The sequence below is a fragment of the Mycobacterium sp. NGS29 genome (assembly GCF_059812965.1).
Map to the genome: position 1 here is coordinate 426,365 of NZ_JCALDR010000002.1, position 14,740 is coordinate 441,104.

14 protein-coding genes are annotated in these 14,740 nt (G+C 68.5%); 11 read left to right on the plus strand and 3 right to left on the minus strand.

All coding sequences use genetic code 11. From position 1 onward, the window contains the following. Positions 1-28 precede the first annotated feature (28 nt). The 9 genes from eccCb to AC5Y5Z_RS04560 all read left to right on the plus strand — a co-directional run bounded on the left by eccCb (position 29) and on the right by AC5Y5Z_RS04560 (position 9,626). Positions 29-3,529, plus strand: coding sequence for a type VII secretion protein EccCb (gene eccCb, locus AC5Y5Z_RS04520; protein WP_499923630.1), 3,501 nt, complete (start codon positions 29-31; stop codon positions 3,527-3,529). Further along, positions 3,526-4,725, plus strand: coding sequence for a type VII secretion-associated protein (locus AC5Y5Z_RS04525; protein WP_499923631.1), 1,200 nt, complete (start codon positions 3,526-3,528; stop codon positions 4,723-4,725). Before eccCb ends, AC5Y5Z_RS04525 begins: the two co-directional genes overlap by 4 nt. A gap of 57 nt (positions 4,726-4,782) precedes the next feature. Next, positions 4,783-5,109, plus strand: coding sequence for a WXG100 family type VII secretion target (locus AC5Y5Z_RS04530; RefSeq protein WP_463825885.1), 327 nt, complete (start codon positions 4,783-4,785; stop codon positions 5,107-5,109). Positions 5,110-5,125: 16 nt separating this feature from the next. After that, on the plus strand, positions 5,126-5,425 hold the full coding sequence (locus AC5Y5Z_RS04535) for a WXG100 family type VII secretion target (protein WP_473139787.1): 300 nt from the start codon (positions 5,126-5,128) through the stop codon (positions 5,423-5,425). 186 nt (positions 5,426-5,611) lie between these two features. Continuing rightward, positions 5,612-6,055 (plus strand): 50S ribosomal protein L13, encoded by a 444-nt coding sequence (gene rplM / locus AC5Y5Z_RS04540; RefSeq protein WP_463825887.1) that lies wholly within the window; start codon positions 5,612-5,614, stop codon positions 6,053-6,055. 26 nt (positions 6,056-6,081) lie between these two features. Continuing rightward, a complete protein-coding gene (rpsI, locus tag AC5Y5Z_RS04545) occupies positions 6,082-6,519 on the plus strand; it encodes a 30S ribosomal protein S9 (protein ID WP_463825990.1) in 438 nt (145 codons plus the stop codon). A 130-nt stretch (positions 6,520-6,649) separates the two neighbouring features. Then, on the plus strand, positions 6,650-7,987 hold the full coding sequence (glmM, locus tag AC5Y5Z_RS04550) for a phosphoglucosamine mutase (RefSeq protein WP_463825888.1): 1,338 nt from the start codon (positions 6,650-6,652) through the stop codon (positions 7,985-7,987). Between the two features lie 44 nt (positions 7,988-8,031). Continuing rightward, entirely contained in the window at positions 8,032-8,319 is a 288-nt protein-coding gene (locus tag AC5Y5Z_RS04555; RefSeq protein WP_499923633.1) for a type VII secretion target, read from the plus strand. A 2-nt stretch (positions 8,320-8,321) separates the two neighbouring features. Then, positions 8,322-9,626, plus strand: coding sequence for a hypothetical protein (locus AC5Y5Z_RS04560; RefSeq protein ID WP_499923635.1), 1,305 nt, complete (start codon positions 8,322-8,324; stop codon positions 9,624-9,626). Positions 9,627-9,630: 4 nt separating this feature from the next. On the opposite strand, the gene AC5Y5Z_RS04565 is transcribed toward AC5Y5Z_RS04560, so the two are convergent. The 3 genes from AC5Y5Z_RS04565 to AC5Y5Z_RS04575 are packed head-to-tail and all read right to left on the minus strand — an operon-like array spanning position 9,631 to position 11,866. Then, the gene (locus AC5Y5Z_RS04565) at positions 9,631-10,674 is read right to left on the minus strand and encodes an LLM class F420-dependent oxidoreductase (RefSeq protein ID WP_499923636.1); all 1,044 of its coding nucleotides are present in this window, start codon (positions 10,672-10,674) and stop codon (positions 9,631-9,633) included. After that, the gene (locus AC5Y5Z_RS04570) at positions 10,674-11,021 is read right to left on the minus strand and encodes a nuclear transport factor 2 family protein (protein ID WP_499923638.1); all 348 of its coding nucleotides are present in this window, start codon (positions 11,019-11,021) and stop codon (positions 10,674-10,676) included. The genes AC5Y5Z_RS04565 and AC5Y5Z_RS04570 overlap by 1 nt, the downstream gene beginning before the upstream one ends. Positions 11,022-11,026: 5 nt before the next feature. Further along, a complete protein-coding gene (locus tag AC5Y5Z_RS04575; protein WP_499923639.1) occupies positions 11,027-11,866 on the minus strand; it encodes a dienelactone hydrolase family protein in 840 nt (279 codons plus the stop codon). Between the two features lie 140 nt (positions 11,867-12,006). Between AC5Y5Z_RS04575 and glmS the strand changes: the two genes are divergently transcribed. Both glmS and AC5Y5Z_RS04585 read left to right on the plus strand, forming a co-directional pair. Beyond that, on the plus strand, positions 12,007-13,875 hold the full coding sequence (gene glmS / locus AC5Y5Z_RS04580; RefSeq protein WP_463825894.1) for a glutamine--fructose-6-phosphate transaminase (isomerizing): 1,869 nt from the start codon (positions 12,007-12,009) through the stop codon (positions 13,873-13,875). A 15-nt stretch (positions 13,876-13,890) separates the two neighbouring features. Then, positions 13,891-14,727: a DUF4436 domain-containing protein gene (locus AC5Y5Z_RS04585; protein WP_499923642.1), complete on the plus strand. Its 837-nt coding sequence runs from the start codon at positions 13,891-13,893 to the stop codon at positions 14,725-14,727. Positions 14,728-14,740: the final 13 nt, after the last annotated feature.

Here is a 14,740-nt window from a genome sequence, read left to right on the forward strand (position 1 = left end):
TTGCACCGGCCCCTAGCGTTGCCCGACTGTGACCGCGGTAATCGAAGTCACGGCACCGCCGGAGGTGCCGCGCTCGGGGTCGTCGAGCCCGCTCGCCCTGGTGGTGCCGATTGTCATGGCGATAGCGATGCTGGGTGTCACCGGCGCGGGATTCCTCACCGGGACGCCGACGGTACGCAATCCCACCTTCATCGCGTTCCCGGCGATGATGTCGGTCTCGCTTCTGGCGACCGCACTCACCGGCCGCAGCCGCCGGCGCGGCGCTGCGCTCAATGCCGAGCGTGATTGGTACTTCAGCTATCTGGGCGAACTACGTGACACGGTCACCCACACCGCTGCAGCACAACACCGCGCACTGATTTCCGCGCACCCCGACCCGGACACACTGTGGACACTGGTCGGCGGCCCGCGCATGTGGGTACCAGTGCAGCCGGAACTCTGCCACGTGCGAATTGGCATCGGTCAGGTGCCGCTGGCGACCCGGCTGGTGGCCGTGCCCGCCCCCGCCGCCTGCGATCCGGTCAGCGACGCTGCGCGACAACGGTTTCTGGGTGCTCACTCAACACTGGAAGCGCCCGTCGTGATAGCGCTGAACGGGAAAGTGACGATCGACGGTGACCCCGGCGAGGTGCGGGACCTGATCCGGGCAATCGTCTGCCGGCTGGCGGTGGCGCAGCCGCCCGGCCAGTTGCTGATCGCAGTGGCTTGTGACCGGAATCCGATCAACTGGGACTGGTTGAAATGGTTGCCGCACAATCGACGTCCAGCCGGCGCTGAGCAGTTGACGTTTGCGACAGTGGGTGAGGCCGGACCTGTCCTGGCTGCGGTCGGCATCCGGGCCGTTCTGGTTGTCGATAGCGCCGAGCCAGCCTCTTCGATCCCCGGGGTCATCCTTCTCGTGGTGGGGGCTGAGGCGACATCGCTGACGGTGCGGCATGGCGATCAGGCCGAGGCGCCACCTGCGCCGGACCGACTCGACGCCGGCGATGCCCTGGCATGTGCTCGCCGGCTGGCCGCCTACGGGAACTCGGTACCGCGCGGTGACGATGACTGGGCGAGCCTGCTCGGCATCGACAACCTACGTTGTGCCGAACCGAAACTGAGGTGGCGCAATGGCGTTCAGCGTCGGCACCTGCGCGTCCCGATCGGCGCCACGGCTGGCGGACAGCCCGTGCAGCTGGACATCAACGAGGCCGCCGAAGGCGGAATCGGCCCACACGGTCTCTGTGTCGGGGCCACCGGATCGGGCAAGTCCGAACTGTTGCGCACTGTCGCGTTGGGCATGATGGCCTGCAACCCACCTGACGTGCTCAACCTGCTCCTCATCGACTTCAAAGGTGGGGCAGCATTTCTCGACTTCGCCGGCTCGCCCCAGGTGGCTGCGGTGGTCACCAATCTGGCCGACGAAGCGCCGCTGGTGGCCCGGATGCGTGATGCGCTGGCGGGGGAGATGAACCGCCGCCAACAGCTGTTGCGCATGGCGGGAGCCGCGAGCATCACGGCCTACAACCAGGCGCCCAGCTCGGTGCCGTTGCCTGCCCTGTTCATCATCGTCGACGAGTTCTCCGAACTGCTCAGCCAACACCCGGATTTCGCCGACACCTTCGTCGCGATCGGCCGACTCGGCCGCTCCCTGGGAATGCACCTGCTGCTGGCCAGTCAGCGGCTCGACGAGGGTCGGCTGCGCGGCCTCGACGCACATCTCTCCTACCGGATCTGCCTCAAGACGCTGTCGGCCAGTGAATCACGGGCCGTGCTGGGGACCCTCGACGCCTACGAGCTGCCCGCCACCCCCGGCGTGGGGTTCCTGCGGGCGGGCAGTGCGGAGCCGGTCCGCTTCCGGGCGGCATATGTGTCCGGGCTGCTGAGGGCCGAACCGGTTGAGGCGCAGGCTGAAGTGCGCCGGTTCACTGCCGAACCGGTCGGCGCCGGGGCACCGTCCGTCGCGGCGCCGCAGCCCTCGGTGCTGCACTCCGTCTTGGACCGGTTGGCCGGGCACGGCCCGCCCGCGCATCAGGTGTGGTTGCCGCCGCTGAGCGTGGCGCCACCCCTGAGCGCGTTACTCGACGCGCACGCCGGTACGCGGCTCACCGTGCCCCTCGGTGTCGTCGACCGCCCGTACCAGCAGTGCCGCACCCCGCTCTTGGTCGATCTGTCCGGCGCCGCGGGCAACGTCGCTGTTGTCGGTGCGCCTCGCGCGGGCAAGTCCACGGCGCTGCGCACTTTGATCACCGCGCTGGCCGCCACCCACGAACCTGAGCAGGTGCAGTTCTACTGCATGGACTTTGGCGGCGGCACGCTGTCCGCGGTGGGCGACCTGCCACATGTGGGCGATCTGGCCGATCGCGCCGCACCGCAGCTGGTTTGGCGCATGGTTGCTGAAATGGAGTCGGCGGTGCGGGCCCGGGAGGCACCCTGCGGTGCGCGCGGCAATGTGCGGCCGACCAACGCGGAGATCTTTCTGGTCATCGACGGCTGGGCCACGCTGTGCAGGCAGTTCGAGGGGATCGACGAGAAGGTCACCGCCATTGCAGGCCAAGGGCTCTCGTTCGGTGTGCACGTGGTGTTGTCGACGTCGCGGTGGGCGGACCTACGGCCGGCGTTGAAGGATCAGATCGGCACCCGCATCGAACTTCGGCTCGGCGATCCCGCAGACTCCGAAATCGACCGCGGACAGGCACGCCACGTGCCGCCCGACCGCCCCGGCCGCGGGCTGTCCCGGGACGGCAAGCACATGCTGATCGCGCTGCCGGACGGCGTCGGGTTGCGCCGTGGCGCCGCGGTTGCACCCCCGATACCGTTGCTGCCCGACCTGGTGGACTATCCCACCGTCATCGCCGCCTCGGACGAGAATGCGGTGCTGGGGATCGAAGAGCACCGATTACAGCCGCTGACAATCAATTTCGACACCAATCGGCACCTGCTGATACTGGGGGACAACGGCTGCGGCAAGACCGCGGCACTACGGGTGCTGTGCCGCGAAATCGTCCGAACCAACACCGCCGCCCAGGCGCGACTGTTCATCGTCGACTTCCGGCGAACCCTGCTCGGCCTGATCGATTCCGAACACCGTGGCGGGTACGCCATGTCACCGGCTGCACTGGGTTCGATGTTGCCGGAACTGGTCGCCACCCTGCGCGACCGGCTTCCCGGCGCCGATGTCACCGAGGCGCAACTGCGGGCCAGGGCGTGGTGGACGGGGCCCGACATCTATCTCGTCGTCGACGACTACGACCTAGCCGCGGGTTCGTTGTCGGCGCTGCTCGAATATCTGCCCTATGCAACGGATCTCGGATTGCATGTCATCGTGGCCAGACGCAGCGGGGGCGCGGCGCGCGCCCTATTCGATCCGCTGCTCGCCGGCCTGCGCGACCTCGGGTGCCTCGGGATGCTGATGAGCGGCCAACCGGAGGAGGGACCACTACTCGGGTCAGGCCCGCCGGTGCCGCTGCCCCCGGGACGTGGCAGGCTGATCACCCGTCCCGGTGTCGAGCAGATGGTGCAGGTTGCCTGGAGTCCGCCCCCGTGACCGCACATCGCGCCGTCATCGAAGCCGGACCGACCGTCATCCGCCGATTATGCTGTGGCGCAGCCCAACCCAGCGAGTCGTGGGTGGCCGCGGTCGAGGCGGTAGACGACGCGGTGACGCTGGTAGACGAGCAGCCGGTGGCCGTCGAGGTGCTGTGGAGCGAGGCGCTGCGCACGTTGGCCGCAGGGCATGACGACGGTGTGATCGTGGTGCATCCGTCGTGGTGGTCGGCGGCGCGCATTGGTGTGATCACCAGTGCCACAAAGGAGTTGAACGGTGCGGTCACGCTGCGGCCGCGGTCGTGGTTGCTCGCGACGGCAACCGGTGACCAGCCGACTCATCCGGTATCGGTGGAGATCACCGGCCGGTTGGTGGCCGTGCTGGGTACCCAGGCTGTTGCGGTGGCACGCCGGGCGACACCGCAGCAGACAGTCGGGAAGGTCGTCGAGGCCGTGGTGGCAACGGGCACGGCGCCCGTTGTCATCGATGCCGCCGGCGGGGCCGACGGAACGGCGCAACTCGCAACGCTGCTCGCCGAGGCGGTGCCCGGCGGCGAGCGGACGGTCCTGGTGATCGACGATGCGCGGCTCGCCAAGCTCGCCCGGGCCGCTGCGTCCGTGCCGGCGGAGCCGCCCCCGACGGCGGTGGTGGCCCGGCGGGGGTCGTCGGCGACTCGGCTCGCGGCGGCGGCGGTCGCTGTGACCGGGCTGGCCGTCCCGGCGCTGGCCGTCCCGAGGCCGGGCGGGGTACCCCTGGCGCGGCCGGCGCCGACGACGGTACTGCTCGAAGGCCGGGTCGCGCTGACGGTGCCCGCCGACTGGGCTACGCAGCGGGTGGTCTCCGGTCCCGGCTCGGCGCGGGTACAGATCACCTCGCCGACGGATCCGGAGGTGGCGTTGCACGTCACCCAGTCACCGACGCCCGGCGAGACACTCAGCGGTGCCGCCGAGACACTGCGCCGCGCGATCGACGCCGAACCGGCCGGCGTGTTCGTCGACTTCAACCCGGCCGGTAGCACCGCCGGTCGCCCGGCGGTGACCTACCGCGAGGTGCGGGCCGCTCATGACGTGCGGTGGACGGTGCTGCTCGACGGATCGGTCCGCATCAGCGTCGGGTGTCAGAGCCGGGCGCGGGACCCCGACGCGGTGCGCGATGCGTGCGAGCAGGCCGTGCGGTCGGCGCACGCGGTCGAATAAATACCGGGAACCGAAAGGGCTCGGCCGCAGTCGAACTAGATAGCGAAAGGAGAGACGATGAGCACACCGACGGGTGCCGACACCCTGCACACCGATTTCGACCTGATGCACTCGGTCGCCGCCACCACGGACGCGCGCAACGAAGAGATCCGGTCGATGCTGCACGCCTTCATCGGCCGGGTGAGCAGCGTGCCACCGACGCTGTGGGGCGGGCTCGCCGCCGCACGGTTCAAAGACGTCGTGGACCGCTGGAACGCCGAGTCGATGCGGCTGTATCACGTGTTGCACGAGATCGCCGAGACCATCCGGAACAGCGAAGCTACCCTGCGCGAAGCCGGCCTCGACCATGCCCGCCATATCGGCGCGGCCGGCGGAAATCTGTGATCGGGGGAGGCCGACCATGGACTCGGTGCTGTCGTACAACTTCGCCGCCATCGAACACTCGGTCCGGCAGGAGATCCACACCACCTCGGTGCGGCTCAATGCCGCACTCGACGAGTTGAGGTCGCAGATCGCGCCCCTGCAACAGTTGTGGACGCGGGAGGCGGCCGCCGCCTACCAGGCCGAGCAACTCCGGTGGCACCAAGCGGTCACCGCGTTGAACCAGATACTGGTCGAGTTGGGAAATGCGGTCCGGGCGGGGGCCGACGACGTGGCCCACGCGGACCGTCGGGCAGCCGGCCGCTGGGGCCGCTTTTGACCTGCGGGGATGCGCATCGGTAAGCTGCACCGTTGGCGTGCGGGTGCCTCCGGGTACTGGGCCTCCAGGGATTTCTCGGGTCTACGTCGGTCGCCGAGACCATATCCCCGCACACGCCGGACCGGCCCCCGGTCACACCGGGATCCAACCCGAGCTCAGGCTCGCAGAGAAACAGGAGTAAGCGCTGTGCCTACCTATGCGCCCAAGGCAGGTGACACCACCAGGTCGTGGTACGTCATCGACGCCACGGACGTAGTGCTTGGCCGCCTTGCTGTCGCAGCAGCCAATCTGCTGCGTGGCAAGCACAAGCCGACGTTCGCGCCCAACGTCGATGGTGGTGACTTCGTCATCGTCATCAACGCAGACAAGGTCGCCATCAGTGGCGACAAACTGCAGAGCAAGATGGCCTACAGCCACTCGGGTTACCCCGGTGGTCTGCGCAAGCGGAGCATCGGCGAGCTGTTGCAGAAGCACCCCGACCGCGTGGTGGAGAAAGCGATCGTCGGCATGCTGCCGAAGAACAAGCTCAGCCGCCAGGTGCAGAAGAAGCTGCGCGTCTACGCGGGCCCGGAGCACCCGCACACCGCTCAGCAGCCCGTTCCGTACGAGATCAAGCAGGTGGCGCAGTGACCGAAACCAGTTTCGAGACCACCGAGGTGGTCGACGCCGCGGTCGAGGGTTCGGCCACCGGCGAATCGTTCGTGTTCGAACGCCCGATCCAGACCGTCGGCCGCCGCAAGGAGGCTGTGGTGCGGGTGCGCCTGGTCCCTGGCACCGGCAAGTTCGACCTCAACGGCCGCAGCTTGGAGGACTATTTCCCCAACAAGGTGCACCAGCAGCTGATCAAGGCCCCGCTGGTGACCGTGGACCGGGTGGACAACTACGACATCTACGCACTGCTGCACGGCGGCGGCCCGTCGGGTCAGGCCGGCGCGCTGCGGTTGGGCATTGCCCGCGCGTTGATCATCGCCACGCCGGAGGATCGTCCGTCCCTGAAGAAGGCCGGCTTCCTCACCCGTGACCCCCGTGCCACCGAACGCAAGAAGTACGGACTGAAGAAGGCCCGCAAGGCGCCTCAGTACAGCAAGCGCTGATCGACGATCACTTTTTGGGCTGCGAGCGGGTGTCGCTCGGCGTGTCGCCCACATACGACACCCGCTCGCAGCCAACAGTGATTGAGTGCATGCTCACCACTGGTGAGCCAACTGTGAGAGGTTTGACCGCATGGGTCGACTATTCGGCACTGACGGCGTCCGCGGAGTCGCGAATCGCGAGTTGACCGCCGAACTGGCACTGGCGCTGGGCGCCGCCGCCGCGCGGCATCTGGCGAGCGCATCGGGCCCCGGCAGGCGGGTAGCCGTGATCGGGCGCGACCCGAGGGCCAGTGGTGAAATGCTGGAAGCCGCCGTCATCGCCGGCCTGACCAGCGAGGGCGTCGACGCGTTGCGCGTCGGCGTGCTCCCCACCCCCGCGGTGGCCTATCTGACCGGCGCCTACGACGCCGACTTCGGGGTGATGATCTCGGCGTCGCACAACCCGATGCCCGACAACGGCATCAAGATCTTCGGCCCAGGCGGCCACAAGCTCGACGACGAGACCGAAGACCGGATCGAGAACCTGGTCGCCGCGGGACCCGGGCTGCGTCCCGTCGGTGCGGGGATCGGGCGCGTCGTCGACGCCCAGGATGCCGTGGACCGCTACCTCCGCCACGTCGGCAAGGCCAGCACCAGCCGGCTCGACGGGCTGACCGTCGTGGTCGACTGCGCGCACGGCGCGGCCTCCGCCGCGGCGCCCAGCGCCTATCGTGCGGCCGGTGCCCGCGTCATCGCGATCAATGCCGACCCCAACGGACTGAACATCAACGACGGCTGCGGGTCCACCCACCTGGAATCGCTGCGCGCCGCTGTCACCGCACACCGCGCCGACCTCGGCCTGGCCCACGACGGTGACGCCGACCGCTGCCTGGCCGTCGACGCCAACGGTGATCTCGTCGACGGCGACACCATCATGGTGGTGCTGGCACTGGCCATGAAAGAAGCCGGCGAGTTGGTCTCCGACACCTTGGTGGCCACGGTGATGAGCAACCTCGGGCTGCACCTGGCGATGCGCGCGGCCGGGGTGACGGTACGCACCACCGGCGTCGGTGACCGCTACGTCCTGGAAGAGTTGCGGGCCGGCGATTACAGCTTGGGCGGCGAGCAGTCCGGCCACATCGTGATGCCGGCACTGGGCTCCACCGGCGACGGTATCGTCACCGGGCTGCGATTGATGACGCGCATGGTGCAGACCGGCTCGTCGCTGGCCGCCCTGGCGTCGGCGATGCAGACGTTGCCGCAGGTGCTGATCAACGTCGAGGTCGCCGATAAGGCCACCGCCGCGGCTGCACCGACGGTACAGACAGCGGTCCGGCAGGCCGAGGCCGAACTCGGCGACACCGGGCGAATCCTGTTGCGTCCGTCGGGAACCGAGCCGCTGATCCGGGTGATGGTGGAGGCGGCCGATGAGGAGATCGCTCAGCGGTTGGCCGCGACGGTGGCCGACGCGGTCAGCGCTGCCCGCTGAAACTTTGCTGGAACCGCGCCGCTCGCCGCGGCGTCGAAGTAAGTATGAGACTCGATAGCGCTGAGATGTGCCAGATCGCCGAGCGGATCACTGCCGCGGCTGAACTGATCGATAATGCGGCGGCAAATCATCTGTCCCGGTTGATATTCGGAGGTGCGTGCGCCGGCAGAGCCCACCCGGCCCGCGGCGAGGCGTTGCGCGCTGCGCTGGACCGTCTGGTCGTGGAGCTTGCGCAGTGGTCGCGGGCAACGACGGAGATAGCCGTCGCGCTGCGCTCGGGTGCTGAGCGCTACCTCGACGCCGATCGGTACGCCGCGGCCCGGATCGCCTGACTGTGGCCGATCGGCTCGATGTCGCCGGGCGCCTTGCCGAAGGACGGTCGGCCGTCGAACACACCCAGACCTATGTGCGCGCCAGCCAGGTTGTCGGCTACCGGCATCCGGAGCTGACCGCCCACCCCACTCAGATCCACGACTGGTACGACAGCGAAGACGGACTCGACCTGCACGCGCTGGATGCCGACTGTGCGCGGCTGCGGGCGGCGGACGCGATGCTCACCGAGGCCCTGCGCGAGCAGCGCGCCCAAGTGACCGCCCTGGCGACAGCGTGGACGGGGCCGGGAGCCGACGCGGCGGTCGCGTTCATGCAGCGTCATTGCGACACCGCCGGCGCGCTGATAACCGAGATCCGAGCAGCGGCCCAGCGTTGTGAGTCGTTGCGCGACAACCTCTGGCAACTGGTCGATGCGAAGGTCGCCACCGCCGTCGCGATCGACGACCGCACACTGGCGCAGCGGCCCGCCTGGCTGGCGGCGGCCGCTGCGGTCACGGGCGGTGAGTCGGCCGCACAGCAGGTGATCACCCAACAGGTCGTGCCGTACGTGGACACCGTGATCGGCAACGACTGGGTCGCGGCGATGCGGTCGACGCGGGCGGCGGTAACGGCATGCTTCGATCTGGTCACCGACCGGTTGGCCACCGCGATGCCGGCACATTTCGAGGTTCCGGGCGATTTCGGGCCGTCGTCGAGTCCGCCGTCGCGGCCGCAGCGGCCGGTCGCCCACAGCGCGCAGCCGGCAAGCGTCCTGACGGCGCCCGCGAGTGTCGAGCCGGCCCGGGGGTCTGGGTACGCGGCACCGGCAAGCGCGCCAACGCAGTCGGCATCACCGCCGAATCCTATTCCAGCACAACCAGATTCGATCCCGCCGCTGGGTGTGGGCGGTGCGGGTCTGGGAAGCGGCGGCGGACTCGGCGGGGATGCCGGCCTGGGCAGACTCGGCGGGCTCGCCAGCCGGATCATTCAGGAGATGGGCGGCCTGCTGGGGGGTGAGCCGCCAGGTCCAGAGCACAGGTTCGACGACGAGGAGGACCATTCCGGCAGCGACGCCGACCACAAGCACACCAAGGACAAGACCGACGCCCCAGAGGCGCCGGAACCCGGCAAGCAGACCCTCGGGGAGGCGACGGCCAACCCGCCGGTCGGCGAACCTGCCCCGATGGCACAACCCAGCCAGCCGCTACCAACAGCCGAACCCGCCCCGGCACATTCACCCCCCAACGCTCCACCGCCGAAGGCGCCGACGTCCGGATCCACGCCCTGCGAGATCGCCGCCAACGAACTGCCGCAGGCCGGGCAGTAGCGAGTCAGGAGGGACGCAGTTGTAGCAGCTCTTCGACATAGCGCAGCGCTTCACCGGGATCCGCGGTCACCGGTCGGACCAGCAGCGTGGTCGCGCCGGCGGCAGCGAAGGCGGCCAACCGCTCGGCGATGAATCCCCGCGGGCCGATCAGCGAGATCCCGCGGACCAACTCGTCGGGCACCGCGTCGATCGCCGCACGCTTGCGGCCGGCCAGGTACAACTCCTGGATGCGGTCGGCGACCTCGCCGAACCCGTACCGGGTGGCCAGGTTGTGGTAGAAGTTGCGGCCCTTGGCACCCATGCCGCCGATGTACAGAGCCAGCTGCGGTTTGGTCCACGCCAGCCGGTCGTCGACGTCGTCGCCGATCGCTAGCGACGTGCTGACCATGACATCCAGCGGGCCCAACGCCGGATCGCGTTTGGCGTTGCCGGCCGCCAGCGAAGCGTCCCACACTTCGGCGGCCCGTTCCGGATAGAAGAATACCGGCTGCCAGCCGTCGGCGATCTCCGCGGTGAGCTCCACGTTTTTCGGTCCCAGAGCCGCAATGGATATCGGAATACGTTCCCGCACTGGATGATTGATCAAGTGCAGGGCTTTTCCCAGCCCCGTTCCGCGATCTGCCGGCAGCGGGATCTGGTAGTGCCTGCCGGCGTGCTGCACCCGCTCCCGGCGCCACACCTGCCGGCAGATCTCAACTACCTCGCGGGTGCGGCCCAGCGGGGAGTCGAACTCGACGCCGTGGAATCCCTCGATCACCTGCGGACCGGAGGTGCCGATGCCGAGGTGGAATCGGCCGTCGGACACATAGTCCAGTCCGGCGGCGGTCATCGCCAACAGGGTGGGCGTGCGGATGAAGATGGGAAGCACGCCCGAGGCGAGTTCGACGGTTTCGGTTTTGGCCGCCAGATATCCCAGCTGACTGATCGCGTCGAACGCGTACGCTTCGGCCACCATCGCGATGTCGATGCCGGCCTTCTCCAGGGCGACCACCCGGTCCACGCCGTCGCGGAAACCGCCGCTGTAGTCCAGGGCGACGCCGATCCGCATCAGCCCGACGTACCCGTCCAGTACTCTTCGAACCGTTGCCCGTCGGGTGCGAGTCTGAGGATGTCGTTGCCGGTGAACGTGACGGGACCGTCGGGCCCGCTGCCCCTGCCTACCCAACGGCCGGCCACGAAATCCCCGTCGCGCAGCGGACCCAATTCGATGGTGAAGGCCAAGTCGGCCAACATGTTTCGGGTCTCGCCGACGATCGCTTCGAGCTCCGCCGGTCCGTGGATCTCCCGGTCCGGCCAGTGGCCCACGAAGTCGTCGGAGACGATGTCGGCAGCTACCGGTTGGCCGGCCCACAACTCGCCGATCCACCGCTGGTAAAGGTCATGTGGAGTTGGCATAGTGCTCATTTCAATAGTGCGGCGATCTTGTCCTCGGACGTGATGTCCAGCGATTCGGGGTCCAATTCCTGAGTCTTGGGCAGCTGCACCTCGGGGTCGGCGAAGTCGCGATAGGTCTTGTCGCCGGTCAGCGTGTGCAACAGGTAGCCGGTCAGCAGCGCCCGCACTGTGCGCTGGGTCTTGCGATCCGAGCCGGGCAGTCCGACGGCCTTTGCCAGCCGCCGACCCTCGACCACGCCGCCGGGGTCGGACTTGCTGACGATGCGTAGCGTGGCAGCGTCCCACGCCTGGGACAACGCCAGAGCGTTGGAATTCAGAGTTGTGGGGTCGTCCGCGGCGGCCAGGATCAGACCCGGCACGTCCAGACCGGCCGCCGGCTGCTCGGCGGCAGGCGCGGTCACCGTGGGGAACAGCGCCGCCACCGCGGCGGGCTTGGTGGGCAGGCCGGCCGCGGCGAACACCGCGGCCGATGCCCCGAGACCGTGCCCTACCAGACCGAGCTTGGTCGGGTGGACACTGATCTTGCCCGGCCCCAACCGCACCCCGGAGATGATGTCGAGCGCGACACCGAGGTCGAACGCCAAGTTCATCACCGACGGCACCAGGCCGCGCTGGGTGTCCGGCGCGCCGCACACGATGCCCCACGACGCCAGATGTTCCAGCAGACCCGAATAGTTGGCGCTGCCGGTGAGCCAGTCGTGGCCGAAGGCGATGCCGGCCAGGTTCAACCCGATCTCCGGGGTGTAGACCACCCCGGGCAGCCCGGCAAAAGCCAGGTCACCGCGCAATACGCGGTGCGGACCACGGCGGCTGAGAGCGGCGAATAGCTTGCGGGTGCGGGCCACCCGTCGACGTTAGCCGTGCGTCGGCGGATTGGTCCACTGGGCTGGGCGGGGAAGTCCGGGCGTTAATTCTGCGGTGAGATCGGCGCAGGTCAGGCCAGCGCTGACGGCCCGGTGGGCGGCTCTGCACTACCCTGTTCAGAATGTGCGGAATCGTCGGTTACGTCGGGCAGGGTCCTGCCTGCGACGTCGTGATGAATGCACTGCGCCGGATGGAGTACCGCGGGTACGACTCTTCGGGCATCGCGCTGGTCGACGGCAAGGGCCAGCTCACCGTTCGCCGGCGTGCTGGTCAGCTGGCCAATCTGGAAGCCGCCATCGCCGGGATGGCACCGGACGAGCTGGGCGGCACCGCCGGCCTGGGCCACACCCGGTGGGCCACCCACGGCCGCCCCACCGACCGCAACGCGCACCCGCACCGGGACGCCGCCGGCCGCATCGCCGTCGTGCATAACGGCATCATCGAGAACTTCGCCTCACTGCGCCAGGAACTGGAAACCGCCGGGGTCGAATTCGCCAGCGACACCGACAGCGAGGTCGCGGTGCACCTGGTGGCCCGCGCCTTTCACCACGGCGAGACCGCCGGCGATTTCGTCGCGTCGGTGCTGTCGGTGCTGCGCCGGCTCGAAGGCCACTTCACCCTGGTGTTCGCCAACGCCGACGACCCCGGAACCATCGTGGCGGCCCGCCGCTCCACCCCACTGGTGGTCGGGATCGGCGACGGCGAGATGTTCGTGGGATCGGATGTGGCGGCATTCATCGAACACACCCGCCAGGCCGTCGAGCTGGGTCAGGACCAGGCCGTGGTGATCACCACGAACGGCTACCAGATCCTCGACTTCTACGGTCACGACGACACCGCCAACGCCCGCGAGTTTCACATCGACTGGGACCTGGCCGCCGCTGAAAAGGGTGGCTACGAGTACTTCATGCTCAAGGAGATCGCCGAGCAGCCCACCGCGGTAGCCGACACCCTGCTCGGGCATTTCGTGGACAACCGGATCGTGCTGGACGAGCAGCGCCTGTCCGACCAGGAGCTGCGCGAGGTCGACAAGGTGTTCGTGGTCGCCTGCGGCACCGCCTATCACTCCGGTCTGCTCGCGAAATATGCGATCGAGCACTGGACCAGGTTGCCGGTGGAGGTGGAACTGGCCAGCGAGTTCCGGTACCGGGACCCGGTGCTGGACCGCAGCACGCTGGTGGTGGCGATCTCGCAGTCCGGTGAGACCGCCGACACGCTGGAAGCCGTCCGCCACGCCAAGGAGCAGAAGGCCAAGGTGCTGGCGGTCTGCAACACCAACGGCTCGCAGATCCCGCGGGAATGCGACGCGGTGCTCTACACCCGCGCCGGCCCGGAGATCGGCGTCGCCTCCACCAAGACCTTCCTGGCGCAGGTCACCGCCAACTACCTGGTCGGCCTGGCGCTGGCGCAGGCCCGGGGCACCAAATACCCGGACGAGGTCGAGCGCGAGTACCACGAACTCGAGGCGATGCCGAATCTGGTGGCCCGGGTGATCGCGGCCACCGCGCCGGTCTCCGCGCTGGCCCACCGGTTCGCGCAATCGTCGACGGTGTTGTTCCTCGGCCGGCACGTCGGCTACCCGGTGGCGCTGGAAGGCGCACTCAAGCTCAAGGAACTGGCCTATATGCACGCCGAGGGCTTCGCGGCCGGCGAGCTCAAGCACGGCCCGATCGCGTTGATCGAGGACGACCTACCGGTCATCGTGGTGATGCCGTCACCGAAAGGGTCGGCCACGCTGCACGCCAAGCTGCTGTCCAACATCCGCGAGATCCAGGCCCGCGGAGCGGTGACCATCGTGATCGCCGAGGAAGGCGACGAGACGGTACGGCCCTACGCCGACCACCTGATCGAAATCCCCGCGGTGTCTACGCTTTTGCAACCACTGTTGTCGACGATCCCGCTGCAGGTGTTCGCGGCGTCGGTGGCCCAGGCGCGGGGCTACGACGTGGACAAGCCACGCAATCTCGCGAAATCTGTCACCGTCGAATAACCGGGCCGGCTGCTGATGAGATGGGGCATCGCCGGTGTGGCGGTCTTCGTCGCCGCATACCTCGGCCTGGTGACGTTGTATGCCGTCACCGGCATGGGACCGCCGCATCCCGTCACCAGCGCAGCGCCGGCCGGCGACGGGACAACGGTGACGATGGATGTCGAAGGCATCGCGCCCTACCGCAACGTGTTGACCGCCAACCTGACCGTTGCGCCCGGAGCCGCGCTGCTGGACCGCGCCGGCAACCTGAAGGAGGATCTCAGCGTCGCGGTCACGTCGGCGGCCACACCCACCACGCGGTCCTGGCCCAAAGGCACGCAACCCGGCGTCGTTCCGGTGTCGCTGAACATCAACGGCGACGTGTCGGACTGGCCTTTCGACAGCTACCACTCGGGTCCGATCTCGGTCGACCTGTTCCGCGGCACCGAGCAGATTCCGGAACGGGTGTCGGTGAGCTTCGTCGATCGTCTACCCGGGTGGCAGGTGCAGGTCCCGGGCGGCAGGACCGGCGATCTGTTCGCGCCGTACCGGGTGCAGGTGCAGCGCTCACCGAGCACCGTGGCACTGGCCGTGGCCCTGCTGGGGGTGCTGGTCGCGCTGGCCGGCATCGCGCTGTTCGTGTCGGTCGCCACCGCGCGTGACCGACGAAAATTCCAACCCCCGATGACGACCTGGTTCGCCGCAATGCTTTTCGCGGTGATACCACTGCGCAACGCGCTGCCCGACTCGCCCCCCTTCGGCGCCTGGGTCGACGTCACCGTGGTGCTCTGGGTGATCGTGATCCTGGTGTTCTCGATGACGCTGTACGTGTCGTGCTGGTGGCGACACACCGCGCCGGACTTCGATCAGTAACTAAGGTTGAGGC

Bases quoted from the DNA above. Each gene is read 5' to 3' on its own strand.
- glmM (WP_463825888.1), top strand. From the start codon at position 6,650: ATGGGTCGACTATTCGGCACTGACGGCGTCCGCGGAGTCGCGAATCGC.
- AC5Y5Z_RS04555 (WP_499923633.1), top strand. From the start codon at position 8,032: ATGAGACTCGATAGCGCTGAGATGTGCCAGATCGCCGAGCGGATCACT.
- glmS (WP_463825894.1), top strand. From the start codon at position 12,007: ATGTGCGGAATCGTCGGTTACGTCGGGCAGGGTCCTGCCTGCGACGTC.
- AC5Y5Z_RS04570 (WP_499923638.1), bottom strand. From the start codon at position 11,021: ATGCCAACTCCACATGACCTTTACCAGCGGTGGATCGGCGAGTTGTGG.
- AC5Y5Z_RS04565 (WP_499923636.1), bottom strand. From the start codon at position 10,674: ATGCGGATCGGCGTCGCCCTGGACTACAGCGGCGGTTTCCGCGACGGC.
- AC5Y5Z_RS04585 (WP_499923642.1), top strand. From the start codon at position 13,891: ATGAGATGGGGCATCGCCGGTGTGGCGGTCTTCGTCGCCGCATACCTC.
- AC5Y5Z_RS04530 (WP_463825885.1), top strand. From the start codon at position 4,783: ATGAGCACACCGACGGGTGCCGACACCCTGCACACCGATTTCGACCTG.
- AC5Y5Z_RS04535 (WP_473139787.1), top strand. From the start codon at position 5,126: ATGGACTCGGTGCTGTCGTACAACTTCGCCGCCATCGAACACTCGGTC.